This window comes from Bacillus sp. B-jedd, from assembly GCF_000821085.1.
GTDB lineage: Bacteria > Bacillota > Bacilli > Bacillales > Cytobacillaceae > Bacillus_D.
Genome location: NZ_CCXR01000001.1, coordinates 126,433 through 153,031, shown reverse-complemented (window position 1 = coordinate 153,031; position 26,599 = coordinate 126,433). Strand labels below are relative to the sequence as shown.

Genomic DNA, 26,599 nt, shown 5'->3' with positions numbered 1-26,599 from the left:
CGGCAGTTAAACGCTCCTTTTCAAGATGATGAGTGTAAAATCATCCCTTAATTGGAAATCCTGGAGCCTTTCAAGGTCTTTGTATATATTGTTCACGATTTCCTGAGCTTCAAGATGGATATATTTCCGGATATAGGAAATAAGGGCATCCCTTTCAAGGAACCCTTCTTCCGTCCGGCATTCCGTCACGCCATCTGACATGAGGATGATCATATCTCCCGGATTTATTAACCGTTCATATTGCTGGTATTTTGTTTTTTTATCAATCCCCAGAAGCAGCCCTTTCGCTTCCATTTCTACAAAATCAGCTGTTTGGGCGTTGTAATAAAACCCCGGCTCATGACCGGCGGAGGAGTAATAAAAAATATGATTGCTTGGATTGTACATTCCATAAAACATCGTTATGAACATGCTTGGGTCCACATTTTGTTCGACAACCCTGTTCAGGCTTTCGAGGACCATATAAGGGGCATGCCTGTTTTCAGGGAGGCTGTCCATCGCATATTTAATCATCGACATGCACAGCGCAGCAGGGATCCCCTTTCCAATGACATCAGCAATGGCCACATTGACACATTGATTATCATCAAGCACAAAGTGGAAATAATCGCCGTTCATATGCCTGGCTGGAACACTGATTGCCCCGATGTCCATTCCCTCAACAACAGGAATCGACGTCCCGAGAAGGGTCTGCTGCACGTTGGCTGCTATTTCCATCTCAGTGCGGAATTCCATTTGTTTATTCCTCAGGCTTTGATGCTCCCTGTATGCCAGTCCGTAACCTACCATCACTTCCAAAAGAACGTCAAAGGAATGGATCACACTTTCGGGTACGTTGGGATAAAGATCAAGCAGGAGGCCTTTATGAAGACTTACGATTTCTTCTGGAGAAATTTTCTTTTCAATTAATTCCCTGCTGAACTTCTGCCCTTGATACAATGTCTGTTCTGACTGGTCATTCAGGTAATCAATTAATATGCTTCTGTATTTCTCTTCCATTCTTTCCCGCAAATCCATATTCATCCCCCTAACGGAGCCATTTTACTGCTCTAATATCCGTTCCTTTCCCAGGTGATGAGATGATATCAAATTGATCCATTAGCCGTTTCACCCCTGGCAGGCCTGCTCCAAGGCCACCCGAAGTAGAAAACCCGTCTTCCATCACCTGCCGTATATCCCCAATACCAGGACCGCTGTCGACAGCAATCACCTTCAATCCAGCTTTAGGGCCATCATATATTTTCTCTATACAAATTTGCCCCTGGCCTGCGTACAGGTATATATTTCTCGCCAGCTCACTAATTGCAGTTGTAATTCTCGCCTGGTCCACGGTGCCGAAACCAAGCTCTCGGGCAACATTGCGGCCAAGCTGGCGGGCAGCCACAATGTCCCATTCATTCAGGATTTTCACACAGGATTGGATGCCCATTTAGCTAGTCCCCCAATTCCTGTTGTAATTTCTCCAAACCTTTTTCTAAGTCTAGTGCCGTCAGGACATCTTCCAATCCGATTCCCAGTTCAATGAGTGTAATTGCAACCGCTGGCTGGATCCCCGTAATAACGACCTTGGCTCCCATCAGTTTGGACATGCTTATAACATCGCCTAGCACTTTTGCGATAAAGGAGTCGATAAAATCGATTGAGGTAATATCAATGACAACCCCGTTGGCGCTTGTTTCATGAATTTTATGGAGCAGGTCCTCCTGAAATTGAAGGGCAGTCTGATCATCCAATTCCCACTGAATGGAAACAAGCAAGCAATCATGAAGCTTCAAAATCGGTATTCTCATTCTCATCTTGCACCCTCCACCTTAATTATTTTCCTATTTGTAAGTTCCAATGCGGCTTCCACACCTTTTTTCAATGTGTTCTTCGTTGTGAACTGGTTCAAGTCAATACCGAGATTCACAATTGTCTGGGCGATTTCCGGCCTGATTCCGACAAGCATGCATTTCGCACCGACAAGCCGAACAGCTTCAGCCGCCTGGATAATATGGTGGGCCACCATTGTATCGACTACCGGAACCCCGGTAATGTCAATCAATACAACCTCCGACCCATGCCTGACCACACCTGTCAGCAAATTTTCCATTATTTGCTTTGCCCGCTCTGTGTCAATTGTTCCGACAAGCGGCATAACAGTAATTTTCTCAAACACAGGAATCAATGGCGCGGATAATTCCTGTAGAGCGATTTTTTGGAGGGAAACGGTTCTTTCCCATGCCCTCGAATAAACATCGACCACTTCATTCTGGAGCGGGCTGATCCATCGGTCGAAGGCATAAATAACATCCATTTGATTATCTTCGGTCACATATCCTTTTTCCTGCATTCCTTCAAAGACCATTTTGCTGAAGGTCCTAACGCCTTCGATCACAAAGTGCAGGGGCCAACCAAGCCGGACTACCTTATCAGCAAAATCGCTCAGCTTAGACCTGAACTCTTCCTTGGAACCCCCAAGGCTCGAGCTGATTAAATCAACGAACTCGGAGCTTGTCCCATTAAAGACATGTTCAGAGACAAGTTTCATGATCCTTTCATCCGCCTCTGTCCGCATCAGTTCTATCCATTCATTCGCCAGATCGCTCTTTTGCTCCTTTATATAATCAAGTATTAGGTTCTCCATTGAGTCCTCCCCGTCTTTTCCGGACGTGCATGTATATTTACAAAACATTGTATCCAGAGTTTGATTTTCACAAATTATTCAAAAATTTATCCTTACCTCAATTAAATGATAACTATCATAAAGAGTCAATTCCAAACTATTTGCCAATGAACCCGAAAGAGTCCAAAGAAACGACTATCTCTTTTACCCTTTAAAAACTTCGGTTAAACCCGTTTTTTGCAAAAATAAAATAAAAATAAAAAGGCGCACCCAATCAGGTCCGCCTTGATTAAAATCGTTCATATGAGGGTGGTTATGTAAAAAACGCCCGTGTAGAGCGTAATGTGTTAAAACTCGATAAGTCCGAGGCTCACCTGCAGGGCTTCATCCACTTTTTCCATCATTTCGTCATCAAGATGGGTGATTTTATCCGTAAGCCGCTGCTTATCAATCGTGCGGATCTGCTCCAGCAGGATGACTGAATCTCGTTCAAAACCATAGCGCTTCGCATCAATTTCAACATGGGTTGGCAGCTTGGCTTTTTGGATTTGCGCCGTGATTGCTGCAATGATTACTGTGGGACTGAACCGGTTCCCGATGTCGTTTTGAATGACAAGTACAGGCCGGACGCCGCCTTGTTCAGAACCGACAACTGGGGAAAGGTCTGCGAAATAAACGTCACCACGTTTAACAATCAAAGGATTACCCTCCGCTTACAAGACGTTCAACAGTGTGTTCCGCCTCATACTCTGCCAGGAATGCCTCTGAAGCAATCGTCAAATTGATTTTGGCCATCTCCATGTAACCCCGCCTCATAGCTTCACGAATCTGTCTTTTTTTCTTTTCGCGCATATAAGCCTTTGTTGCCTGGTAAATAAATTCACTGCGGTTTACATTTTCAAGCTTCACAATCCCGTCCAACTCGGTTAAAAGATGTTGCGGCAATTTCACCAGGATTTCCGTTGTTGCGCCAGCTTCTGACACAAGCTACACCTCCACCATCACTATACAGACCATTTTATTTTCGCCTATCAAGGCGGGTAAAACCATTTCTCTCTAATAAGGCATTGCTCCCGGCCTTATCATGGCCGGACAAGTTCTTGCCATATTTTCTACCAGTTCTAATAATACCATGATTCTAACGGCTTGCAAAGCCAATTCCATAATCAACAAATAGTATTGGCAAAAAAAATCATAAATAAACATGAAATGCGAAGGCGGCTTGGTCAGGGGCGACAGGCTTAAGACGAGCCGGCCAGAAGGCGTCCTATCCTTCTTGCCGGATTGGCTTAAGACCCCGAGCCCCTAGCCGCCGCAGCTAGACAAACGAAAAGCGGAAGCGCCTTGGTCAGCCCCGACCAGCGCTGGAGGGCACGAAGGAGAAGTCGTTCTTTGACTTCACCTTCGGGACCGAAGCGACCTCGAGGGGCTAGGCGCTGCAGCTGGACAATGAAATGCGGAGGCGGCAGTTTAGCTCCCTAGCACATGGTTGTGCAGCCCGATTACTTTCCCATCCTTTTTATAAAGCCGCGGAACCCTATTCGAAATTATGCATGGTATTTCGTAATTGATCGTTTCCAGCTTTCTTGCGATTTCATCTACCCCGACAAAATCGGATCCCTGCCTTCCGATCAGCGTAACTTCCGTTCCAACCGGGACAAATTCCGGGAGCCTGACCATACATTGATCCATACACACTCTGCCAATAATTGGCGCTCTCAGCCCATTGACCAGCACTTCCTGCCCTTGGAGCTTTCGGATCCAGCCATCCGCATAACCGATCGGGATGGTGCCAACCCACTCTTCGCCGCTTGTTTCATACGTAGCACCGTAGCTGACCTTTTCTCCTTTTTCTAGCTTCTTTACCTGGACCAGCCGTGAATGAAGCGAAAACGCCTCATTCAATTCAACGGGTAGGCTTGGTTTGATTTCCGGAGATGGCGACAAGCCATACATTGAAATTCCCAGCCGAATGGCATTGAATCTCGCTGCGGGAAATCTCATGCCGGCAGCGCTATTGCTGGCGTGAATATATTCCGGCCGGACAGAAAGCGAATCGAGCAGAGCTTCGAATTCCTGAAGCTGTTGGTTGAAATAGCTTGTTTCCAATTCATCAGCCGTTGAAAAATGGGTGAAAATTCCTTCAAAGATAAATCTTGAATCATCTTTAATAAAGGATTCTGCTTGTTTCAATTCCTTCTGGCCTCTAAAGCCGACTCTGCCCATCCCCGTATCAACCTTAATATGAATACGGAGTGAAAGGTCACCGAGATGTCCGGTGGCTTTCTCGAGCCAGTCATAGCTGAAGGCGGTAAGGGTGATTTGATTCTTTGCCGCGACTGCGACATCGTCGGGACGGGTGGCCCCGAGAACGAGGATTGGAGCTAAAATCCCCTTTTTTCTTAATGCCAAGGCCTCATCCATAAAGGCTACCGCAAGATATCCGGCACCCGCAGCAAGAGCGGTTTCGGCAACTTCTACATCGCCATGCCCATAGGCATTCGCCTTAACGACAGCGATCAAACCGACATTCTCCGGTAAAAGTTCTTTAATGGCTGATGTATTTTTGTAAACTGCATCTAAATCCACCTCAGCCCAAGTATCTCTGTAGAAAAAACCTTGTTCTTCCAATTGCTTCACTTCCCTGGCATTGTTCAACTAATTTTTTTATTTTATCATAATGCCTGCGGGTGCTATTAGCAAAAATCTTATATATAGGAATCCAATTGATGGTTCCTCTGCCAAAAAATAAAAAACGGCAGTTCCGAAATTGGACCTGCCAGCGAATCTTCTCTATTTAATCTTCTAGACGAGCTTTTTTTATTTTGGTGCTTGAATAAACCATGGCAGTATTCGCTTTCCCGCGATGGAAATAATTATTTTACAAGGTCACCCTGTACGGACCTGGCTAAAGAAACCATTTCGTCTTTTGTTAAATCCTTAGAAGCAATCATGTAATCAACGCCATCCTGATTCCAGGTAATGGAATGGTCTGTCAATGCCCCGATTGTAAATCCAAGGTCGACAGGCTCACCATTCACATCTGCCGGGTATGATGCGGAAACTGTTTCAACCACTCGCTTTTCCTGTATGAGCGTAAACGTCTTTTCTCCACCGTACGTAAGAACAACCCTTTTCCCATCCTCTATGGCAATTTCCTTTTCTTTAAGAAGGGAAGTGCCTTTCGTCACAGCGGACGGATATTTTACAGTAAACGATGGATCCTTCTTATCTGCGTCAGCCATCACCGGCGAGCCGATTTCGGCCCTGGTCATGTTTTTCTTCGTTTCAAAATCATCCGTCTCAAATTTCGCATTGAATTTTACCTTCGAGAATTTAACCGATACGATTGTATTTCTGTCAGCATCCATTACCTTAACTTGTGCAGGCGATAAATCCCCTTTGTTCAGCTTGATTTCCTGCACCGGCAGCACCTGATTGTTTTGGTACCGTGTTTTCGTTTCAAACACATAGTACTCTTTTGTTGAAGAAAACTTCGCTTCCTTATCAGCCACAATGTCTTTAATCAGGGATTCGTACAAGTAAGCCTGACTGCTGTTCTTTGGCCAATCACTTTGGAAGCGGAAGCTCTTGTTCAAGGCAGGCGTCAACACAAATACCCCATCGTCATTTCTAAGAATCATTTGGCTCTGTTCCTTTTTGGCATTTTTCAGCTTTACCCGGTAGTAAGATGGATCCTTATGCCAAATTTCAACATCATATACTTGCGGAGTGCTTCCCATTGCAAGTGTCATTTCCGCATGCACTTTATATCCCGATAAGTCCTCAAGCTTATTTGTTAACTCTTTCCGTACAGAATCCTGCGACTTGGCGCCGCATGCGGACAGGATAAAAACCATTAGCAACCCGGCAATGATCAGCAAACCATTTTTCCTCATTCCTTCATCCCCTTCTGTCTCAAAATCAATCGCTTCGGAAAGCGGCAAATGGCTGCCCCCCTGCCCGTCTTTCCTATGTCATTACGAATATATGAGACAACCTTGGCGAATATGATAAGGCATGGCCTCTCCGGGCAAAAAAATAGGAAAAGCCCGTGGGCTTTCCCTATTCTTCAATCACTACCTGAGCGGCAGCATATTGCTTTGTATGTGTGATTGATAAATGAGCACGGGATCCATCCGGTTTTTTGAAAAACGGCTTGCCCAGTGAATCCTTGGCTATTTCGATATCCTGGAAGGACAAATGCTCCCCTATCCCCGTTCCTTTCGCCTTGGCGTACGCTTCCTTGGCAGCGAATCTTCCAGCCAAAAACTCCACCCGCCGATTTGCCGGCAGGGATTCATACACTTCCCTTTCCTCTTTGGTCAGGATTCGGTCCGGAAACCGTTCCTGTCTTTTCAAAAGCTCCCTGACCCTGTCAATTTCAATTAAATCTAATCCTATCCCTATAATCATATCCATCTTCCTTCTATTCGGGTTCCTATTCGCATACGAATTCCATGAATGGATTTTTCTGTCTCATTCCGGCTATGATTGAATCAAGTAACCGAAAAACCCATATATAAACTTTTTCCAGGAGGCATCCCATGTTCACACGGACCGAAAGCCTTGGCCAATTTATCCGTTTTTATCCTGTTGTTTCAACCATTATTGCCATACATCTTGCTTTATTCCTGGCAGCCACCCTGCCTATTTTTCCAAATTATTGGCTATTTGATACTTTTGCTGGCGTAAATCTTTATATCGCTAAAGGGGAGTATTGGCGGCTCCTGACGCCAATCTTTTTGCACAGCGGATTTACACACGTTCTTTTCAACAGCTTTTCCCTCGTCCTGTTCGGCCCCGGGCTGGAAAGGATGCTTGGCCGCGGAAAATTTATTTTCGTCTATCTGATATCAGGGATAGCGGCGAATTTTGCCACCTACCTGCTCGAGCCTTTGACCTATACCCATGTCGGTTCAAGCGGTGCCATTTTCGGCTTGTTCGGCTACTATGCCGCTATCGTGCTCTTAGGCAGAAGGACGATGTCGCGACAAGATAGCCAGACCATCATGACCATTGCCGTCATCAGCGTCATCATGACTTTCCTCCAGCCAAACATTAATATTACTGCCCATCTATTCGGGTTGCTGGCCGGCTTTTTACTTGGAGCGGCCGCTGGGCGCAGATAGCTATAAAATGGCTAATCAGATTGCTTTCATTATTGCTAATACGGACTGCTTTCGGGGGCTGCGGAAACAGCTGATGCCTGCTCGCCTTCAGGTGTCGGGTTTTTCTTTTCGCGGGAAAACCATTCGTATATTGCCGTCGCGTCAGTTGACTCAACATCACGGACTGCTCCACCCGCTGTGCCGGCTCCTGATTTTGCAAAAGCCGCAATGCGCGCCAGATGTTTTTTCCTTTGAAAATAGCTTTCTCCCATATCAAGCGATTGGATTCTATTTTTGCGCAGATGGACGGTAATCTTCGGTATTCTTCTGAAGCGGAGAGACAGTTGGTCCCCTTCCAGCGCCCACCCCGCTGCCCGGAATTTCGAATAGGCCCAAACCGCGGCCAAAACAGGGATGATAAGAGCAATGCTCCCCCTAGGCTGAAAGATGAAGGCAAGCGTGACAGCCGGCGGGAGCGCGATAGCCAGGTTCCTGAACAAGTAGCGGCCCAGCGCCCTAGATGGCACCGAGGTAATCTCCGGCTGGAAATTGTAGTCAGTCAGATGGTTGCCAAGAATGCTCTTAATATCTCCCACCTTCACCATTGGCAGCAGGAGCACCCGCGAACTCTCCGGCCCCTCGACCGAACCACCCGCACTGTCAACGGAAACTTCCGCATACCCGAATAGTTGGCGGAGAGGGTTTTCAATAACCTGGACAGCCTGGATCCGCTGGAGCGGGATCGTGAACTTCCGTTTTTCAAGCAATCCTCTTGAAATAATAAAGTCTGTCTCCGTTTTCTCAAGTGAGTAATTCCCATAGCGAAGCATCATCCCGCACACAGCGAGGAGCCAGGCGGCAAGAAATGCGGCGAAAACCAGGACGCTGATCACAACAACCCCATTTGAAACGAGGGATTCCAATCCTTTAAACACCTTTTTATATGGGATGAATTCCTCGAATTGAAAAATGAACGCCATCACCGCTGAAATTACCACTCCGGCCCCTCCTGATGTGGAAGCCATCAGGAATAAGGTTGAAGGTGATAATGTATAGACTGTTTCACTCCGAACAATTGGGACTTCGGTTTCGGGTGCCGGATCCGTCCCGTTTTTGCCAGCTGCAATTGCTTCTTCGAGAAGAGCAGCTTCATCCTTAGTGATTGCAGCAAGTGAAGCCTCTGAATTTTCACCCCCGCCACCGCCACCGGCCGTCTCAATTTTAATTTGGACAAGCCCCAGCGGCCTGTGGATGATTCCTTCGATTCTGTCGACACTCTGGATTCTTTCAATTGGGATATACCGTTTTTTCTTAATAAATACCCCGTATTCAAGCCTCAGCTCATTTTCCTCGATTCGATATGTAAAACGAAACCACGACACAATTCCGATAACCAGTACATAAATGATTCCTCCCGCTGCCAGCAAAAGGAAAAATATGTTCCAGCCATCCCGGGCACCGAGGAACAAAAACGTCGCAAGCGGTATGATCATTTCCTTTATTTGTTTGGCTGCATTAACAACAGCCGCTGCCGGGTGGAGCCTTTTAGGTTCAAACATCTTCATCCGCCACCCTCGCAAGCCTCGATATTTGCATCCTGAGTGCTTCGGCTTCTTCCTCTTCAAGCGCGGGAATTTCATGGATGGTCGCTGCCGTGGAGATCATCACGGTCGCCAATTTATATTTACGCAAAATCGGCCCCTGGGAAGTGTCGACGTGCTGGACCCTAACCATCGGGACGAGTGTCCGCTTAATGACAAATAGGCCTTTTTGGATTTCAATCTCCTGCTCCCTAACTTCATAGCGCCATCGCTTCCACCAGAGCGACGGCAAAAAGAACACTGAAAACCATGTGTAAGCCAGCGGAAAAATAATCGCCGCCGCAGGAACCCAGAGCGGCCAGTCGAAAATGAATGATAGGACAATGATGATAATGGCTGGCACTGCAATAAACAATGTGCCGAGTGCCCCTGACAGGCGCCATACTTTAAGTGCTTTTTCGGAAATTCTTCTCTCAGGCTGTGAAATCATTTCTCTCCTCCGCTTTCCATCTATTTCTAACTATAGTATAGCGGAGGAATAGGACTGCCGCATTATTATTCGCAGCAGCCCTTTTGAAGTCCCTTTAGTATTCACTTTAGCAAAAATGACGCCTGATCAATGATTTCCACTCGCTTGTCCTCTTTAAGGTTCCTCATCAACTTAAACAGCGCAGCATCCTTGCCTTTTGCCTCAATCATGCAGTCAATTTGCGGGACAGAGCCTTTTATTTTTTGCAAAAATTCCATAAACATGGCTGGGTCGATATACTCGGCATGCGCCCTGAATTCCCGTTCCGATTTCGGACTTGAGATATGCATCTTTATCGGAAGCGGCGAATGAGCCCAGGTTGCGATAACACGTTCCCAATCATCTTCCCATTCCTCTTTTCCGGCATGGTGAGCGAGATGATGGTGGTAATCGAATACACAAGGAATCCCGAGTTTTTCACACAAATACAGGGCCTCCTTCAAGGTGAAGGTCGTATCATCATTCTCCAGCATGACCATTCCCTGCAGACGCGTGTTCAGAAAGCCCCAATTATGAATGAACATTTCCAACGCCTTCTCCTTATCATTGTACTCGCCGCCAATATGAATGACACAGCGGTGAGTTGGCGGAATCCCCATCTCCTTCAGCATCCGGTAGTGAAGGGAAAGTGTCTGGATTGAGGTTTTCAGAATATCCGGCTTGTTTGTATTCATGACGACGAAATGATCGGGATGGAAATCAATTCTTGAGGGGTGGGCGTTCAGGAATTCGGCGATTTCCCGGAAACCTTCCTGGAGTGGCGTAATATAATCCCAATCGGAAAGCTCCTCATGGTTCGCCAGCGGAATCAGACGCGAGCTGAGCCGAAAGAATCGGATTTCGTTCGCCAGGTTGTGCTTGAGAAGCCTCAGACAATTATTCAAATTTGAAAGGGCGATCCGCTCCAGCTTCCTGAGGGCGGCCTCCCTGTCCTTTAACTTCGTGAACTGGGCATAGGTCATCGTCTGGGACGGCGAGCAATGCGGTACAGTGGTACTCATTGCCACATACCCCAGCCGTACAATCGTCATCTGCGCGACACCTCCTTTGATGGGTTTGTCATTAATATGCGTATTGGAGGGGGAAATCATGAGGTGAGGGGTGATGGATTTATGGCGCTTTGGACTGGTTGAGGCTTAGGATCACTTTCTCTGTCCGAACATCGTTCTCCTTCGGACAGCTGATTGCTGTTTTGGTCAATCACTGTCCGCACTTGGAGCAGCTTCAGACAACTTGATGCTTAAAACCACTTTCTCTGTCCGAACATGGTTCTCCTTCGGACAGCTGATTGCTGTTTTGGTCAATCACTGTCCGAACCTGGAGCAACTTCGGACAACTTGATGCTTAAAACCACTTTCTCTGTCCGAACATGGTTCCCCTTCGGACAGCTGGTGGCTATTTGGGTCAATCACTGTCCGAACTTGGAGCAGCTTCAGACAACTTGATGCTTAAAACCACTTTCTTTGTCCGAACTTGGTTCCCCTTCGGACAGCTGGTGGCTATTTGGGTCAATCACTGTCCGAACCTGGAGCAACTTCGGACAACTTGATGCTTAAAACCACTTTCTCTGTCCGAACATCGTTCTCCTTCGGACAGCGGATTGCTGTTTTGGTGAATCACTGTCCAAACTTGGAGCAACTTCAGACAGCTGATTGCTGTTTTGGTCAATCACTGTCCGAACTTGAAGAGGCTTCGGGCAAAGAATCCATTATTGCCGGATTCACTAACAGAACGCTAAAGAACCTAACAAATTATTCATAATAGGTATTGCTTGTTTTCCCAAAAGCTAAATAGTGTTTCTTCAAAATCCTAGTTAAAGTTCGATGACTTAGCCCTGTGCGGCACCAATCCTGTATATTGCTAGTGGTTATCTTCCTTCCTGGGAAGAGAAACTTATATTCCTCTACATTTCTTAGAACAGCGTCTTCGAATTTTTCCCGTTCTCCGCATTTCCCGCATACAAAATTGTTGCGCTCCGAAACGAAAAGCAGTGTCTTGCAATTTTTGCAGAACATTCCCTTCTGCAGTTGTTCATAACTATACTCTGGTAATTTTTCATAAGGATTTTTCGTTTGATTGAGGGCTATCAACGCTTGGGCAAGCTTGCGGTGGCCGTCATTCAGGGCAGACTTCGTGTTGTTCAGTTCGCTGAGAAAACGGTTCACTTGGGTTGGGAGAATAATCGGGAGATCCTTGGGGGCTTGGTATAAGGTGAATTCGGAATGCACAAAGATGGCAAAGGCTTCCACGAGGTAATTCAGTTTGAGGCTTTGGATCAGCTGCTTAAATAGCAGCAGGCTCCTATTTAATTGAGCAATGGGGTTTTTGCATTCCTTACCGGTTGCCAGGTAATACAATTTACCGTTATCCCAGTAATAATCGCCGCTGTAGTATTTAGTATCGAGCAAATGAATGACGCTTTCTGAAATAATTACTTTATCCAGCTGAAAAGTCGACCCATTCCACTCCAGCAGGAGCCCATCAAGAATATATCTTTCCTCTTTTAAATGATTGGCCAGCTGGTCAAATTTGAGCTCCCCTTCAAAACCTTTTTCCAGGATGGAAAGGTGATACTTTGTTTTTTCAGGTAGCTCCATTCGTGTGTTTAAATATCGCAAACCCTTTAATTCCTCTGATTCTGACCGGCTTTTAACTAACATATTCCACTTCCTTTCTTACTTTCTAAACCCATTGTACAAAACCGCCGTAAAAAGCCATCCGGCAGTTATGGACGTTCTGTTACATTTTTACAATTAACCGCTTCACGCAAAAAAGAGTTGCACATAAAAATTCTGATATTGCAAAAAACACGGCTCCATCAGGAACCGTGTTTTAAATCATCTTTATTCAATGTTAATGTCAAAAGCGGAACCGTGTCCGAAAAACCACTCTGTTCGCCTTTACTTAGTAAAACTCCTTGGCTTGCCGCCTGTGCGCTTTTCGTACGGGCGTTTTTCGCCATAGCGTGCAGAGCCTGAGCTTTTTTTGCGGCGGTCATATCCACCTTTGGAATCTCCGCGTCCGCCTCTGTTGAATGGCTTTCTGTCGCGGTCCCTTCTTTGTGGAAGAGGCGCTTCTTCAGTCAGCTTCACAGGGGTGGTGTCTGGCTCTTTCGTCAGCATTTTCAAAACAGCTGCGACTACTGTTGACGCGTCATGGTTTTCAAGAAGCTCAGCAGCAGCGGCTTTGTAATAATGCAGGTTGTTGGATTCAATCATTTGGCCGATTTTTTCAACGACTGCCTTTTGCTGGCCTTCCAATGCTTCATCAAGAGTTGGCGGATTCAGCTTTTCCATTTTCCGCTTCGTCACCCGCTCAACAACCCCAAGGTATGACTTTTCACGCGGGGTAACAAAAGTTAATGCGACACCTGTCTTGCCGGCCCGGCCTGTACGTCCGATCCTGTGTACGTAAGATTCCGGATCCTGCGGGATGTCAAAATTATACACGTGCGTAACGCCTGAAATATCGAGTCCGCGTGCTGCCACATCTGTAGCAACGAGGACATCAATGGAACCTTCCTTGAACTTACGCAGAACGGAAATGCGTTTCGCCTGGGTTAGGTCACCGTGGATTCCTTCAGCTGTATAGCCTCTTAGAGTCAGTGCTTCAGCAAGCTCATCGACGCGGCGCTTTGTCCGCCCGAACACAATCGCAAGCTCAGGTGATTGAATATCAAGAAGCCTTGTCAGCACATCGAACTTGTTTTTCTCTTGAACTTCAACATAGTATTGCTCGATCGACGGAACCGTCATTTCCTTTGCTTTTACGCGGACAACTTGAGGGTCCTTCATAAACTTCTCGGCCATGCGCTGGATTGGCGCTGGCATTGTAGCTGAAAATAGCAATGTTTGGCGCTCAGTCGGAATTTCAGCGAGAATCGCTTCAATATCCTCAATGAATCCCATGTTCAGCATCTCATCCGCTTCATCAAGGATGGCGGTATGGACAGTATCAAGGCGCATAGTTTTTCTGTTGATGTGGTCAATGAGGCGGCCCGGAGTACCGACAATAATATGAGGGCCTTTTTTCAATGAACGGATTTGGCGGCCGATATCTTGCCCTCCATAAATTGGCAGAACCTGAATGCGCTTGCCGGAGCCGATTTTATATAACTCTTCGGAAACCTGGATGGCTAGTTCACGGGTAGGCGCAATGATGATGCCTTGGACAGCGTGGATGGAAGTGTCGATTTTTTCAACGAGCGGGATACCGAAAGCAGCAGTTTTACCAGTTCCCGTCTGGGCTTGGCCAATGAGGTCCTTATTTTGCATGCTTAGCGGAATCGTTTCCGCCTGGATTGGCGTTGCTTCTTCGAAACCCATCTTAAGGACAGCTTTCAAGGTTGGCTGGCTGATTCCTAATTCTTCAAACTTAATCAATGTTTTCATTCTCCTTCATGTGTTGCTGTAGATATAGTTTATACGTGCAGAAAAACGTCCCGAATTCACAAGAGAGCATCGTTCCGATTTCTTTCCTCTATTTTAGCAAAAAAAAGACATTCTCCCCAAGGAGTATGCCCTGTTATGACGACCTTTTAGACACGTTGGTGCTAATGATACCATTTTTGCCGCTGTAATGCAATCAAGCATACTCATCCCTAGCAGGATTTCGGCATGGCGTACAAGCCCTCCAGGAAGGCATCCACCTGGGAAAAAAGGGCAGCTTTTTCCCGGCAGTGGCAAATATGGTGGGATGATTCTTTTATATACGTCAGATGCTTTTGTTTTGCTGGAATAGTTTCATAAAGGAATTCAGCACTTTTGGGCGGGACTAGGCTATCGCTTTCTCCTTGGGCAATCAGGGTAGGCGATTGGATCTGGCTCAAACGAGGCCTGACAAACCCAACCAATTTACGGAACTGGAAAGCTGCCGAAATTGGCGTTTGTGTTATTTTTTGTTTATAACGCAGGAATAATTCGTTTTCCTCCAAATTTCCCTGGACAAGATCCCTGGCGATTTCCTTTAACTCAGCAGCCATCTGCCGGGGATTCAAATAATACGCGGCCGCACTCAGCAGGACGAGCTTATCAACCTTATAATCGGCGGCCAGGTGGCTTGCAATCAGACCTCCCATAGAAAAGCCGATAATATAAATTTCATCGCATAGCTGCGAAAGCTCCAAATACTCCCGTTCTGCATGGGCGAGCCATTGTTTGTATTTTATTCCGCGAAGGGAAAGGCTTTCCCCGTGGCCAGGCAGTGTCGGAACACGAAAAATCCAGTCAGGATGCCTGTCTTTCAGATAATCGGCAAGAGGCTGCACTTCGTATGGCGCCCCGGTAAACCCATGGATGCATAAACAGCCTATCATACCCTATCACCTTCCATGCCGGACAATTATCATTTCTCATCAGGACTGTTCATTTACATTTAACTAAAAAAAACAGCCTGCTTTTCTCCTCATGCGATTCCTACTCTTGCTGAAGGGAAGCAACTACCTCTTCCAGTTTCATTCCCCTTGAAGCCTTCACTAAAACTAGCGTTTTGGAATCAGTGTGTTTTTTTAATTCCCTGCTTAGCATTTCCTTGTCGGCGAATGCATAAACCCGTTCAGGGCCCAGAGTTTTCTCCGCACCTTCTGCAATTTTCGCCCCAAGATCCCCATAGGCAAAAACAAGATCTATTTTGCCAGGATCGAGCATTTCACCTATCCTGGTATGATATTCATTTTCCAACGGGCCCAGCTCGAGCATGTCACCGAGAACAAGGATCCTTCTTTCATATCCAGCCAGGTTTGAAACGAGTTCAATGGCCGCGCTCATCGACGTAGGGCTGGCATTATAAGCGTCATTGATGATTTTTTCGCCATTCTGGCCTTCAGACAGCTCCATCCGCATTTGCGTAAGCTTAACCGATTCGAGGCCTGCAGCCATCTCTTCGAACGGAATGGATAAATGGTTGGCAACGAGCATGGCCGCCAATGCATTCATAATATTATGAGTGCCCAGCACTGGCAAAAAGAATTTCGCGTCTGAAAGATTGGTGCGGAATTCATTTCCGTTTCCGGTCTGCATGATTTCTACGGGATACATATCATTGGATTCCCTGCGCCCGAAAGTCTGCACCTTGATATTCCCGCCGAGACCATCCAGCCTTTCCATGAGAAGAGGCTCATCTCCGTTCAATACAGCCAGGCCGCCATCCTTCAAGCCTTCAAGAATCTCAAGCTTCGCTTCCGCGATTCCCTCCCTTGAGCCGAGATCAAGCAGATGGGACTCACCGATATTCGTAATAATAGTGGCATCTGGGCTTGCCAGATTGGTCAGAAAAGAAATCTCACCGCGCGCGCTCATGCCCATTTCCAGCACCGCCACCTCGGTATCTTCATCCAAATTCAGGACAGTCAATGGCAGGCCGAGATGGTTATTATAGTTCCCTTCTGTCTTCTGCACTTTATATTTCAGGGACAACAGGCTGGCCGCCATATCCTTCGTCGTCGTTTTTCCGTTGCTGCCGGTTATGCCGACTACCTTTACACCTAGCTGGTTCCGGTAGCTTCGTGCCAGCTCCTGGAGGGCCGTCAGACAGTCCTCGACGATTAATAGAGGCAACCCTTCCGGTGGATTGGGAACATCCTTTTGCCAAAAAGCCACAGCAGCTCCATCTTTAATCGCACCTTCCACAAACTTATGGCCATCCGTCCTTTCGCCCTTGAAGGGCACGAACAGGTTTCCTTCTTCTATTTTCCGCGAATCAATCGAAATCCCGCTGACAAGGGTATCCCCATAGGACGACGTGTCATTCAGCACCTCAATCATCCCGGTAATTTCTTTAATCGTTCTCCGAATCATCCGTTCTTCCTCCTATTGCAAAAAAGGACACTCCACTACCAGTGCCCTCCCCGCTCTTCCTAAAAAGTATATTTAATGCTCTGCTTTTCGGCATGCCGTTCAAGCGCCAGGCTGACGAGCTTCTCGATCAGTTCCGGATATTCAACGCCTGTATGCTTCCAAAGGAGCGGGAACATACTGAATGGTGTAAATCCTGGCATCGTATTTACTTCATTGATCAAGACCGTTCCGTTTTCTGTCAGGAAGAAATCCGCGCGGACAAGGCCGGAGCAATCCAATGCCTTAAAGGCCTTGATAGCCATATCATGAATGCGGCTGTATGTTTCGTCATCGATATCCGCCGGGATGATGAGCGCAGTGTTTCCATCCTCGTATTTTGCCTTGTAATCATAAAAATCCTTTTTCGGGACGATTTCGCCGGCGACCGATACTTCCGGCGCATCATTTCCTAATACCCCGACCTCGATTTCCCGGGCTGTCACTCCGACTTCAATGATGATTTTCCTATCAAAAAGGAACGCCTCCTTGAAAGCCACCTCAAGTTCATCACGATTCCGGCATTTGCTGATACCGACACTTGAACCTAAATTTGCCGGCTTCACAAAACATGGATAGCCAAGCAGCCGTTCGACTTTTTCGTAAGCAGCCTCTTTATTCATTTCCCAATCACTGCGGATAAAAGAAGTGTAATCAACCTGGGCAAGACCTGCTTCGGCAAAAACATTTTTCATAATTACTTTATCCATACCTGCCGCAGAAGCAAGAACTCCATTGCCAACATAAGGAAGGTTCAGTAATTCGAGCAGTCCTTGCACCGTTCCGTCCTCACCATTCGGCCCATGCAAAAGAGGGAAAATAACATCCAGCCCGCCATTGCTCGTATTTCCTGAAAAAATAGCCGGCGCCAGGGCTCCTCCCTCCCGTTCAGGAGAAAACTCCAACTCCTTGACAGAGTTAACCGGCCCCTGGAGCTCCGGCCCTTTTACCCATTGTCCTTCCACCGTTATGTAAATAGGATAAATATCAAATTTATTTACATCCAGCGCCTTGATGACGGCCATCGCAGTCTGCAGGGAAACTTGATGCTCCGCGGATTTTCCGCCATATAGTAAACCCAATTTCGTTTTCATCTTGAAACCTCCCAAATGTTAATCCAATAGGCTGCCTTTAAACCGTATGGCGCTACTAAGCTTTGTTAATCTTATCGTACCAGCGCCTTCCGCTAAGCAGAGGCTTGTTTTCCGGCATGTTTGTTTTCCATTCTATTTTACCACCATAAAAAAGAAGAAAGGAACGATATATATCTTCCTTTTTATCATTTTATGAAAACCACTGCCCGGCTAAAAACTAATGAAAAAAAACATGATGACAGTTTCGGCCTGCCGGAACGATATAGAGATGCTTTCGATTCCGGAGCACATCAATGTTTAGTTAAAATCATAATATGTATATCCCAATTATCAGGGAACCTGGATTTCGAGTCAGCCGGAATGGATGACCGCAAGGGTCTCTTTATATAACGAACAGCTTCCATTCCCTTGTTTTTTTGTCAAAAACAATTTTCGCATGGCAGGGCTTTTGGACAGATTGGTTATAGGCTTCAACCATATCGTCCATATTGGCAAAATCGCCAATCATCCAAATCGGGATTTCAACCTTTCCCTTCTGGAGATCCGCATCCCTGATTGAAATACAAATTCCTTCCTTCATATACGGAGCAAGTGAAACAAGGAGATCTTTATTGATAATCGGGTACGAGCGTTTTTTCTTAATTCCGAAAAAAGTTTTTTCTAATTTTATATCCCCAAGTTTTAAGGGAATGACATAGCCAAGCATTAAAAAAAAGTCCAGAAGGCTGCGGTAATAGGTTTTATTGGACCAGCCATCATCGTTGGCTAAATAAACGAATCTGTTGTCGAGCTGATTATAAAAAGGCGTCCTTAAATGGTGCTTTAAATGGCCAAGATAAAGCAGCTCCGCAATTTCCTGCCCATTCAGTTCATTCAGGCCCTCTTCCTCCGCAAAATCCACCCAGCAAAAATCACCGTATCCTTGAACGTCCTCACGGGCCAGTTTGCCGATTTTATCCTTCGCAACATATTCGAACCGTGTATGCCGGTTAAAATCCCCATCCTCGAATCGATGCTTCAATAAAAGAAGATGATTTGCAAAACCTGAAAAAGCAGCGGTAAATTCATTGAATTCGATACCGCAGGACATGACATATTGAGCTGGCTGGTTTAAATGGACATAGATGAGGTCACGTACGTCCCGATTATGCTTTTTCAAGGCAAAACTCCTCCAATCCTTAATAAAGTTCCCTACCCATCATAACAAAAACCGTGAAATTTTTCGCATGTTAACATGCTGCCCTAAAAAACAATTTTTGCATATTGGATAAATGTGTTTCCTACCCCTATAAAAGGATATTACCGGCCCAAATAAACCACTCTTATGCCTATTTGTCCGAAATTGGGGGAAATCTTTAATAGAGTCTTTATTATTATTTCAAATTACGGATTATTTTCATATAATGGTACATGGCAGTGATGCTGACTGAAAGGAGCGTGAGTGCATGATTAGAAATATGACACAGGACGAAATTACTCTACAGGTAATAAAGGCCATAAAAGAGAACAAAAAGAGAGACTTTGAAGCGATCTTAGATGAATTGCAGCCGTATGATGTGGCGAAGCTGTATGAGAGTTTCCCGGTAAAGCACAAAACCCGCTTCCTGTTATTCCTTAATCCCCATCTTCTCGCTGATTTACTGGAAGAGCTCGACACGGAAGAACAGCATGAAGTCCTCAATAAACTTGGTGTTGAGAAAACCGGTAAAGTTCTTGACCTGATGGATAATGACGACCTCGCCTCCCTTCTGGAAGATCTGTCTCCTGATAGGATAGCGGCGCTTCTGTCCGGGATGAAGAAGGAAGAATCAAAAATTGTACAGGACATCATGAACTATCCGCCCGAAACAGCGGGAAGGCTGATGACAAACCGTTTCGTCTGGATCCGGAATTATTATACTGTCCGCGATGCCGTCGGAAAGTTGAAGTCATTCGCCGATTTTGCCGAAACGATCAATTATTTATATGTCATAGATGAAAAAAGGCGGCTTGTCGGTGTTGTCTCGTACCGGGATTTGCTGATTGCCGAAGCAGATGAAATCATTAAAAATATTATGTTTGAGCGGGTCCTTGCGGTCTCTGACATGACGGACCAGGAAGAGGTCGCCAGAATGATCGAGCGGTATGACTTCATGGCGATACCCGTAGTTAATGAAGCCAATGTCCTGATGGGGATTGTCACAGTCGATGATATTATTGACGTTGTCATTCAGGAAGCGAATGAGGATATTGAAAAGCTTTCCGCTTCAGGTAAGTCGATTGATTTTGACACAAAAGCATTTGTCGCGGCATACCGGAGACTTCCTTGGCTGATCCTGCTTCTTTTTATTGGTTTAGTGTCAGGGAAAATCATTAGCTCCTATTCAGAAACTCTTGAAAAAGTCGTGGCGCTTGCCTTTTTCATGCCAATGATCTCAGGGATGACCGGAAACACCGGTACACAGTCCCTCGCAGTCGTGGTAAGGGGCCTAATTTCCAATGACATTGATAAAAAGGTCATTGCCAGGCTCATCGGAAGGGAATTGGGTGTAGGCCTCATCATTGGATTGACATGCGCCATTTTTATATCTGTTATTGCATTTATATGGCAGGGCAGCTTCATTCTGGGCATTGTAGTAGGCTCTTCCCTGTTTCTGACCCTGATCATCGGGACGTTAGCAGGAACGGTCATTCCTCTTATCCTTTATCATTTTAACATTGACCCGGCGGTTGCATCCGGACCGCTCATCACCACTTTGAATGATATCTTTTCCTTAATCACTTACTTTGGTATTGCGACCATGTTTATTAATCAGCTTATGTAAAAAGAGGACAGCCGCGGCTGCCCTCTTTATTTTTCCCGCCCAACACCCGTGTTCAATGGTTCAGGCGCGACAGCAAGAAAATGATGCCTCAACATGTTTATACGCGCGGGTGTTTCCAAATAAACTTCCCCGTCCATATCGGCCTCCAACGTCTCTTCCGTTTGAATCGTAATGTCTTCCCCGCTGCAATGAAGAATTTCGTTGGCTTTCTCTTCTGCCGTTACGTCTGTTGTAAAGATTTCCTTTAAAAGGGCGAGATTCGTATTCTTGACTATAAAAACATTAGCCAGACCATCATCGGCACGAATATTATTGAAAGGCAGCTCGTTTGTCCCGATATAATGGCCGTTTGCAGCCAGGATCATGACTGCTTCCCCTTCATACCTCTCCCCGTCACAATCAATCGTATAGAAAAATGGATCCATCTCCCTCATTGTCCTGACTGCGCTTAAATAATAACTGACTTTGCCAAGAAGGGCTTTCTCGGACCCTTTAATATTATTCGATGCCTCTGTCACAAGCCCTACTCCCCAGAAGTTTAAGGCATATCGCCCGTTTATCCTCATGGCGTCCAACGGAACGAGATTCCCGGAAACAACCGTTTCCGCGGCGTCCTGAAGATCCTGCGGCATATTAAGAGTCCGGCTGATATCATTGCATGTCCCTCCCGGCAAAACAGCGATGGCCGGCCTCTTCTCAAGGGGAGCAAGCCCGTTGATGCACTCGTGGACGGTTCCGTCCCCGCCAAGAATCACAACAAGATCTGTCTGTTCCCCATACTTAGAACATATCCGCTGGGCATGGCCAGAACCTTCCGTTTTTAACAAAAGCAATTCTTCGATGGCAGTACTGAGGATAGGAACACATATCCCAAGAGTCCTGGTAATATCCTTTTGTCCGGCATTTCCATTGTAGATGACAATCGCTTTTTTATACCTGGCCAAGGTGGGTCACTCCTTAATGAATAGTATCCTTTTTCTCACATATACCCATCAAGGTTCAATTAAATAACATTTCCTTTGGCTTTTCCTCCGCTTGGCAATCAACTGTTTAGGGACTTTTCTCATGGGTATATCACCAATAACCATGTTTCATAGAAACAATAAAGGAGGAACACATATTGGACAATAACTATCAATTCTGGAGCGGCTGGGACAGGCTTGTTTATAAAATCCCTGACTTCCTGCTTGCGCTCGCTGTGCTTCTTATCGGCTGGTTTATCGCAAAAGCGATAGAAAAAGGAGTCTATAAAGCTCTGCAAAAATCAAACTTCGATAACCGGCTTTTCTCTCATGTGAATAATCGTAAGGTATCTTCTGAAAAGATCATCAGTAAAATTATTTACTATATTCTGCTGGTTTTCGTTTTCATTTTATTCTTTAACATCCTGGGTCTCCACCTGATCACAGGGCCTCTAATCGCCATGCTGACAGCTATAACAGCGGCCATTCCAAGCCTGTTAAAAGCAGCACTGATTTTAGCGGTAGCCTGGCTTGTGGCGACAGGATTGAGCTATCTGATCAAAAAAGGCGGCAGAACTTTAAAGGTTCACCAGCTTTCTCAAAAACTGAATTTAACAAAGGATAGCGAAGATCCAGGGCTTCTTGCCGACCGGATTGCAAAAGTTGTTTTTTATCTCGTTTTACTTATGTTCCTTCCGGGAGTTTTGGCAGCCCTAAATATCCAGGGAATTTCAGGACCGTTTTCGGATATGCTCGGCAGTTTCCTCGCCTTCATTCCGAAACTCTTCTCTGCCGCTCTAATCATTCTGGTAGGGTGGTTCATCGCGAAAATAGTCCGTGACATTGTCACAAATCTCCTGCAGGGCCTCGGTCTGGAAAGGCTCGTTGAGCGTTTCGGGCTTAAAAGGATGTTTGAAGGCACAAGCCTTTCCTCCGTCATTGGAACAATCGTCTTTGTCCTGATACTGATCCCTACGGTCATCGCGGCACTTGAACGTCTTGATTTGAAAGGAATATCCGGACCTGCCATAAATATGCTGAACGATGTTCTAACGATGATTCCAAACATCGTTGTCGCCATCGTCATGATTCTGGCCGGAATCTGGATCGGCCGCTGGGTAAACCGTTTTGTGACTGAACTGCTCGACAGGGCCGGCTTTAACGGTTTCCTTAAAGGCATTGGGATTGGCAAAGGTACAGCTGCAACACTATCACTATCCAAGATTGTTGGGACCATCGCCCAGGTTTTAATCGTTCTTTTATTTACGGTTGAAGCGCTTAATCTTGTCGGCTTGGATTTCCTTGTTACACTAGCAACTGGCGTCATTGCTTATCTGCCTAATGTTTTGGCAGCGATCATCATCCTGATGGTTGGTCTGTGGATTGGCAACTTCATTAAGAAACTGCTTGCAAGTATGTTGCAGGGACCGCATTTTGGACTTCTGTCCTCTGTGGCAAAATATGCAGTCATTGCTATATCCGTCTTTATGGCACTTGATCAATTGGGCGTAGCGGCATCTATTGTCAATGCAGCCTTCATCCTGACACTGGGCGGATTGGCCCTGGCATTCGGGCTATCATTTGGCCTTGGCGGAAGGGAATTCGCTTCGAAATACCTTGCGCGCTTTGACCAAAAGATAGAACAAACAACCGTGGTCAAGCCACCTCCCGGACACGCTGGGAACCTGTTAAGAAACCAGGCTGGACAACCAGACCAGCCTATGAACCAAGGGGGGCAAATGGATAGGCCAATGAACCAGGGAGGACAGACGGGATCCCTGAACCAAAATAATCCTTATACCAATCCGAATAATCATGATCCAAAGGATCCGAACAACCCTTTTAATAACATGTAATGTAAAAACACTGCCGAAGCTTTTCGGCAGTGTTTTTATTAAGATAATTTTCTTTTGCCAGTAAAGCTAATATCCTTAACAGGCGCAAACCTTTCCTGGCCAGGACTGGGTAGAAATCAATCAAACGTTTGATTAATTTATTGTTCTAATTTTAATATAACTTCTTCGCAAAGCCTGTGTGTTTCCAACGCATCCCGCGCCGGAATTCCCACCACGGAACCTGCCCGGATAGCGGAGAGGAAGTCTTCTATCATTGAAATGAAACCGCGCTTTGCCAAAGTTTCTTCCCAATCACTGCTTCGAACTTCAATCTCTTCCATGCCCTTAGTGATGACAAGCCTAGAAAGATTATAGGCTGTTCTTTTTTCGCGCGGTCCCATGACTGTGGCAATCTCTTCTGTCGCGCCATTGTCCCTATTCATAATCCCAATGGCGGTACCCTCGGCGGAAACAAACTGGAGGACAACGTGATAAAGCGTGCCGCCATCCTTCCTGCCATTTACTATGATCTCTTTTATCGGATGGGGATGGAGGTATCGCAGCGTGTCAATGACATGGATGAAATCATCATAAATGAATGTTCGTGTATCACCCGGAAGCGAGTGGCGGTTCTTTTGCACAAGGACAAAGTTTGGTTCAGCAACCTCTTTTAAACTCCTGACTGACGGAGCATATCGCCGGTTGAATCCAACCATCAGCATTCGGTTTTGTTTTTCAGCCAACTCAACAAGCTTTTTGGCTTCGTTGTAATTGTCGGTTATCGGCTTGTCCACGAAAACATGGATACCGCGTTCGAGCAACTCCCGAACAATCTCCGCGTGGGAGCTCGTCGATGAATGCACGAATGCGGCTTCGATCCCACTTGAAAGGAGTTCTTCAAGACTTGGATACAGTTTTGTAAACCGGTACTTTTCCCCTAGAGCCGCGAGCTTGGCAGAATCTCTTGTATAAAGATGGCATTCAATATCCTTCATTCTGCTAAATAGAGGCAAATAAGCCTTTTGCGCGATATCACCAAGCCCAATAATTCCAATCTTCAACATTTCGATTCCTCCACTCCTTTTTCTTTAACACTACTCCTAACTATTCTCCATGGCAAGAATAGGGAAAATAAAGTCCTGGATTGTTTCTCCAACCAAACTGAGATAAACTAGAGTTTGATATTAATTTTGAGCAGGTGGACCATGAAAGAGTTTATTTTTAGTATTTTGACAGCTTTGTCTGACCTAGGGTATTTCGGGATTGCGATTGGGTTGATGATCGAAATTATTCCAAGTGAGATCGTCCTTGGCTATGGCGGCTATATGATTTCGAAGGGAATCATCAATTTCCCATTGGCAGTCGTTGCCGGCACGATAGGCGGAACCTTGGCCCAGTTGTTCCTTTATTGGGCCGGATACTATGGCGGCCGTCCTTTTTTGGAAAAGTACGGGAAGTATGTATTCATCAGCCAGCACCATATTGATCTTTCAGAGCAATGGTTTAAAAAATATGGCGCGGGCGTTATTTTCTCTGCCAGGTTTATTCCAGTAGTACGGCATGCGATTTCCATTCCCGCCGGCATTTCAAGAATGTCCGCCGTTAAATTTACTCTCTATACAGTTGCTGCAGTCATCCCCTGGACAATCTTTTTCTTATATCTTGGAGTTGTCCTTGGTGATAATTGGGCGAATATTAAAGAGGTCGCGCAGCCGTATGTTCTGCCTGCCCTTGGATTGGCCATCATTCTCGGTATAGTATATATACTTGTAAAACGAAAAAAGTGATTAGCTGCCAAATTTGGCAGCTTTTTTTATATGAATTGTGCATTTTTTGTCACCAAAAGTGGGATAAAAACTGTTAAAGTAATATAGTTATTCTTTTTAGCCTCGCAAAAGGTTCCATCCTCTGCCTTTTTCTATTCTACAGTTTCTTCCAGCCGCTGCTGAAACTGACTTGCTTTTTCACCTTGGTTTATTATTCGTTTCTTTTGAAGGAGTTAGATATTATGAAAAAAATCAGTTTAGCTTGGCAAATATTAATCGGCCTTGCCTTAGGTATTGCGGTCGGCGCCGCTTTTTATGGCAGCGACTCGGTACAAACCTACCTTCAGCCAATCGGAACTATTTTCATCCGGTTGATAAAAATGATTGTCGTCCCAATCGTCATCTCAAGTATTATTGTCGGCGTGGCGGGTGTCGGGGATATTAAAAAGCTCGGGAAGCTGGGCGGCAAAACCATTCTTTATTTTGAAATCATCACCACCATCGCGATCATAGTCGGACTTGCTTCGGCAAATCTATTCCATCCCGGCAGCGGAATAGATATGGGTGCCATTACAAAGGGCGATATCGGGAATTATCTGTCTACTACTGAAGAGGTTAAATCCCATAGCATGGCGGACACCTTCATTAATATCATTCCCGCGAACATCATCGACTCCCTTGCCCGCGGGGACATGCTTCCGATTATTTTCTTCTCTGTCTTTTTCGGACTTGGCATCGCGGCGATTGGCGAAAAAGGGAAACCTGTCCTTGCATTCTTCCAGGGAACAGCGGATGCCATGTTTTTCGTTACCAATCAGATAATGAAATTCGCTCCATTTGGCGTTTTCGCCTTGATTGGCGTCACGGTATCAAAATTCGGGGTCAGCTCGCTTGTTCCATTAAGCAAGCTTGTTTTTACAACGTATGGAACGATGCTCTTTTTTGTCATTGTTGTACTGGGGTTAGTAGCCAGCTTTGTTGGCATAAATATTTTCAATTTATTTTCCATCCTGAAGGATGAACTTATTTTAGCCTACTCCACTGCCAGCTCGGAAACCGTTTTGCCGAAGCTGATGGAGAAGATGGAGAAGTTTGGCTGCCCGAAGGCGATTACGTCCTTTGTCATTCCAACGGGATATTCTTTCAATTTGGATGGGTCGACCCTTTATCAGGCTCTCGCAGCAATTTTCATTGCGCAGATGTACGGAATCGACTTGTCGCTTAGCCAGCAACTTTCGCTCATGCTAGTCTTAATGGTTACCTCGAAAGGGATTGCGGGAGTACCAGGCGTTTCCTTTGTTGTCCTCCTCGCGACGCTTGGCACAGTCGGTATTCCGCTTGAAGGGCTTGCTTTCATTGCCGGAATCGACCGCATCCTTGATATGGCACGCACTGCTGTGAATGTAGTCGGAAACTCACTTGCAGTCATTGTCATGTCAAAATGGGAAAAGCAATTCGATGAAACTAAGGCGGAGGCCTATCTTTCGGAAGTCCGGCACAGCGAACCGGCTGTCCAATAATT

At 45.9% G+C, this 26,599-nt stretch carries 25 protein-coding genes; 5 read left to right on the top strand and 20 right to left on the bottom strand.

Going from position 1 to position 26,599, the window contains the following annotated elements:
- Positions 1–6: 6 nt before the first annotated feature.
- The 9 genes from BN1002_RS00795 to acpS form a co-directional block, all read right to left on the bottom strand.
- Positions 7–1,017, bottom strand: coding sequence for a PP2C family protein-serine/threonine phosphatase (locus tag BN1002_RS00795; RefSeq protein WP_048823143.1), 1,011 nt, complete (start codon positions 1,015–1,017; stop codon positions 7–9).
- Positions 1,018–1,027: 10 nt separating this feature from the next.
- Positions 1,028–1,429, bottom strand: a complete 402-nt coding sequence (locus BN1002_RS00790; RefSeq protein ID WP_048823142.1) for an anti-sigma regulatory factor — start codon at positions 1,427–1,429, stop codon at positions 1,028–1,030.
- 4 nt (positions 1,430–1,433) lie between these two features.
- Entirely contained in the window at positions 1,434–1,790 is a 357-nt protein-coding gene (locus BN1002_RS00785; protein WP_027324001.1) for an STAS domain-containing protein, read from the bottom strand.
- Positions 1,791–1,792: 2 nt separating this feature from the next.
- Positions 1,793–2,626 carry an RsbT co-antagonist protein RsbRA gene (locus tag BN1002_RS00780; protein ID WP_048823140.1) on the bottom strand — a complete coding sequence of 278 codons (834 nt, stop codon included), beginning with the start codon at positions 2,624–2,626 and terminating at the stop codon, positions 1,793–1,795.
- 326 nt (positions 2,627–2,952) lie between these two features.
- Positions 2,953–3,303 carry a type II toxin-antitoxin system endoribonuclease NdoA gene (gene ndoA, locus BN1002_RS00775; protein ID WP_041967053.1) on the bottom strand — a complete coding sequence of 117 codons (351 nt, stop codon included), beginning with the start codon at positions 3,301–3,303 and terminating at the stop codon, positions 2,953–2,955.
- 4 nt (positions 3,304–3,307) lie between these two features.
- Positions 3,308–3,589, bottom strand: a complete 282-nt coding sequence (locus BN1002_RS00770) for a CopG family ribbon-helix-helix protein (RefSeq protein ID WP_048823138.1) — start codon at positions 3,587–3,589, stop codon at positions 3,308–3,310.
- A gap of 486 nt (positions 3,590–4,075) precedes the next feature.
- Positions 4,076–5,236: an alanine racemase gene (gene alr, locus BN1002_RS00765; protein WP_048823137.1), complete on the bottom strand. Its 1,161-nt coding sequence runs from the start codon at positions 5,234–5,236 to the stop codon at positions 4,076–4,078.
- Positions 5,237–5,481: 245 nt separating this feature from the next.
- On the bottom strand, positions 5,482–6,504 hold the full coding sequence (locus BN1002_RS00760; RefSeq protein WP_048827651.1) for a LolA family protein: 1,023 nt from the start codon (positions 6,502–6,504) through the stop codon (positions 5,482–5,484).
- Between the two features lie 166 nt (positions 6,505–6,670).
- A complete protein-coding gene (gene acpS / locus BN1002_RS00755) occupies positions 6,671–7,021 on the bottom strand; it encodes a holo-ACP synthase (protein ID WP_048823133.1) in 351 nt (116 codons plus the stop codon).
- Positions 7,022–7,152: 131 nt separating this feature from the next.
- Here acpS and BN1002_RS00750 point away from each other — a divergent pair, with 131 nt between their 5' ends.
- A complete protein-coding gene (locus BN1002_RS00750; protein ID WP_048823132.1) occupies positions 7,153–7,737 on the top strand; it encodes a rhomboid family intramembrane serine protease in 585 nt (194 codons plus the stop codon).
- 35 nt (positions 7,738–7,772) lie between these two features.
- Here BN1002_RS00750 and BN1002_RS00745 read toward each other — a convergent pair whose 3' ends face one another.
- The 9 genes from BN1002_RS00745 to BN1002_RS00700 form a co-directional block, all read right to left on the bottom strand.
- Positions 7,773–9,275, bottom strand: a complete 1,503-nt coding sequence (locus tag BN1002_RS00745) for a PH domain-containing protein (protein ID WP_082036058.1) — start codon at positions 9,273–9,275, stop codon at positions 7,773–7,775.
- Positions 9,268–9,747 (bottom strand): PH domain-containing protein, encoded by a 480-nt coding sequence (locus BN1002_RS00740; RefSeq protein WP_048823130.1) that lies wholly within the window; start codon positions 9,745–9,747, stop codon positions 9,268–9,270. The genes BN1002_RS00745 and BN1002_RS00740 overlap by 8 nt, the downstream gene beginning before the upstream one ends.
- A 101-nt stretch (positions 9,748–9,848) precedes the next feature.
- Positions 9,849–10,817: a UV DNA damage repair endonuclease UvsE gene (uvsE, locus tag BN1002_RS00735; RefSeq protein WP_048823126.1), complete on the bottom strand. Its 969-nt coding sequence runs from the start codon at positions 10,815–10,817 to the stop codon at positions 9,849–9,851.
- A 720-nt stretch (positions 10,818–11,537) separates the two neighbouring features.
- Complete coding sequence (locus tag BN1002_RS00730) at positions 11,538–12,446, bottom strand: NERD domain-containing protein (RefSeq protein WP_048823125.1); 909 nt, start codon at positions 12,444–12,446, stop codon at positions 11,538–11,540.
- A 240-nt stretch (positions 12,447–12,686) separates the two neighbouring features.
- Positions 12,687–14,168, bottom strand: a complete 1,482-nt coding sequence (locus tag BN1002_RS00725) for a degradosome RNA helicase CshA (RefSeq protein ID WP_082036057.1) — start codon at positions 14,166–14,168, stop codon at positions 12,687–12,689.
- A gap of 218 nt (positions 14,169–14,386) precedes the next feature.
- Positions 14,387–15,100: an alpha/beta hydrolase gene (locus BN1002_RS00720; protein WP_048823124.1), complete on the bottom strand. Its 714-nt coding sequence runs from the start codon at positions 15,098–15,100 to the stop codon at positions 14,387–14,389.
- Positions 15,101–15,200: 100 nt separating this feature from the next.
- Positions 15,201–16,580, bottom strand: coding sequence for a UDP-N-acetylmuramoyl-tripeptide--D-alanyl-D-alanine ligase (locus BN1002_RS00715; RefSeq protein WP_048823123.1), 1,380 nt, complete (start codon positions 16,578–16,580; stop codon positions 15,201–15,203).
- A 59-nt stretch (positions 16,581–16,639) separates the two neighbouring features.
- Positions 16,640–17,710, bottom strand: coding sequence for a D-alanine--D-alanine ligase (locus tag BN1002_RS00710; protein WP_048823121.1), 1,071 nt, complete (start codon positions 17,708–17,710; stop codon positions 16,640–16,642).
- A gap of 382 nt (positions 17,711–18,092) precedes the next feature.
- Positions 18,093–18,869, bottom strand: coding sequence for a hypothetical protein (locus tag BN1002_RS00700; protein ID WP_048823117.1), 777 nt, complete (start codon positions 18,867–18,869; stop codon positions 18,093–18,095).
- 286 nt (positions 18,870–19,155) lie between these two features.
- On the opposite strand from BN1002_RS00700, the gene mgtE reads away from it, so the two are divergent.
- Positions 19,156–20,514, top strand: a complete 1,359-nt coding sequence (gene mgtE, locus BN1002_RS00695; RefSeq protein ID WP_048823116.1) for a magnesium transporter — start codon at positions 19,156–19,158, stop codon at positions 20,512–20,514.
- 26 nt (positions 20,515–20,540) lie between these two features.
- Here mgtE and BN1002_RS00690 read toward each other — a convergent pair whose 3' ends face one another.
- The gene (locus BN1002_RS00690; protein WP_082036056.1) at positions 20,541–21,458 is read right to left on the bottom strand and encodes a YegS/Rv2252/BmrU family lipid kinase; all 918 of its coding nucleotides are present in this window, start codon (positions 21,456–21,458) and stop codon (positions 20,541–20,543) included.
- Between the two features lie 176 nt (positions 21,459–21,634).
- Between BN1002_RS00690 and BN1002_RS00685 the strand changes: the two genes are divergently transcribed.
- On the top strand, positions 21,635–23,332 hold the full coding sequence (locus BN1002_RS00685) for a mechanosensitive ion channel (RefSeq protein ID WP_048823114.1): 1,698 nt from the start codon (positions 21,635–21,637) through the stop codon (positions 23,330–23,332).
- A 137-nt stretch (positions 23,333–23,469) separates the two neighbouring features.
- Here the strand turns inward: BN1002_RS00685 and BN1002_RS00680 are convergent, their stop codons facing one another.
- A complete protein-coding gene (locus tag BN1002_RS00680; protein WP_048823113.1) occupies positions 23,470–24,375 on the bottom strand; it encodes a Gfo/Idh/MocA family protein in 906 nt (301 codons plus the stop codon).
- A gap of 141 nt (positions 24,376–24,516) precedes the next feature.
- Here BN1002_RS00680 and BN1002_RS00675 point away from each other — a divergent pair, with 141 nt between their 5' ends.
- Together BN1002_RS00675 and gltP are read left to right on the top strand one after the other, a co-directional pair.
- A complete protein-coding gene (locus BN1002_RS00675; protein ID WP_048823112.1) occupies positions 24,517–25,098 on the top strand; it encodes an undecaprenyl phosphate transporter UptA in 582 nt (193 codons plus the stop codon).
- A gap of 221 nt (positions 25,099–25,319) precedes the next feature.
- Entirely contained in the window at positions 25,320–26,597 is a 1,278-nt protein-coding gene (gene gltP / locus BN1002_RS00670; protein WP_048823111.1) for a glutamate/aspartate:proton symporter GltP, read from the top strand.
- The last annotated feature ends 2 nt before the right edge of the window (positions 26,598–26,599 follow it).

What these genes read in the sequence shown, in the direction of transcription:
- BN1002_RS00760 (WP_048827651.1), bottom strand. Translation starts at nt 6,504, where the DNA reads ATGAGGAAAAATGGTTTGCTGATCATTGCCGGGTTGCTAATGGTTTTT.
- BN1002_RS00680 (WP_048823113.1), bottom strand. Translation starts at nt 24,375, where the DNA reads ATGTTGAAGATTGGAATTATTGGGCTTGGTGATATCGCGCAAAAGGCT.
- BN1002_RS00745 (WP_082036058.1), bottom strand. Translation starts at nt 9,275, where the DNA reads ATGTTTGAACCTAAAAGGCTCCACCCGGCAGCGGCTGTTGTTAATGCA.
- BN1002_RS00790 (WP_048823142.1), bottom strand. Translation starts at nt 1,429, where the DNA reads ATGGGCATCCAATCCTGTGTGAAAATCCTGAATGAATGGGACATTGTG.
- uvsE (WP_048823126.1), bottom strand. Translation starts at nt 10,817, where the DNA reads ATGACGATTGTACGGCTGGGGTATGTGGCAATGAGTACCACTGTACCG.
- BN1002_RS00715 (WP_048823123.1), bottom strand. Translation starts at nt 16,580, where the DNA reads ATGATTCGGAGAACGATTAAAGAAATTACCGGGATGATTGAGGTGCTG.
- BN1002_RS00710 (WP_048823121.1), bottom strand. Translation starts at nt 17,710, where the DNA reads ATGAAAACGAAATTGGGTTTACTATATGGCGGAAAATCCGCGGAGCAT.
- BN1002_RS00720 (WP_048823124.1), bottom strand. Translation starts at nt 15,100, where the DNA reads ATGATAGGCTGTTTATGCATCCATGGGTTTACCGGGGCGCCATACGAA.
- BN1002_RS00730 (WP_048823125.1), bottom strand. Translation starts at nt 12,446, where the DNA reads ATGTTAGTTAAAAGCCGGTCAGAATCAGAGGAATTAAAGGGTTTGCGA.
- gltP (WP_048823111.1), top strand. Translation starts at nt 25,320, where the DNA reads ATGAAAAAAATCAGTTTAGCTTGGCAAATATTAATCGGCCTTGCCTTA.
- BN1002_RS00740 (WP_048823130.1), bottom strand. Translation starts at nt 9,747, where the DNA reads ATGATTTCACAGCCTGAGAGAAGAATTTCCGAAAAAGCACTTAAAGTA.
- mgtE (WP_048823116.1), top strand. Translation starts at nt 19,156, where the DNA reads ATGATTAGAAATATGACACAGGACGAAATTACTCTACAGGTAATAAAG.
- BN1002_RS00750 (WP_048823132.1), top strand. Translation starts at nt 7,153, where the DNA reads ATGTTCACACGGACCGAAAGCCTTGGCCAATTTATCCGTTTTTATCCT.
- BN1002_RS00675 (WP_048823112.1), top strand. Translation starts at nt 24,517, where the DNA reads ATGAAAGAGTTTATTTTTAGTATTTTGACAGCTTTGTCTGACCTAGGG.
- BN1002_RS00795 (WP_048823143.1), bottom strand. Translation starts at nt 1,017, where the DNA reads ATGGATTTGCGGGAAAGAATGGAAGAGAAATACAGAAGCATATTAATT.
- acpS (WP_048823133.1), bottom strand. Translation starts at nt 7,021, where the DNA reads ATGATTATAGGGATAGGATTAGATTTAATTGAAATTGACAGGGTCAGG.
- BN1002_RS00780 (WP_048823140.1), bottom strand. Translation starts at nt 2,626, where the DNA reads ATGGAGAACCTAATACTTGATTATATAAAGGAGCAAAAGAGCGATCTG.
- BN1002_RS00785 (WP_027324001.1), bottom strand. Translation starts at nt 1,790, where the DNA reads ATGAGAATACCGATTTTGAAGCTTCATGATTGCTTGCTTGTTTCCATT.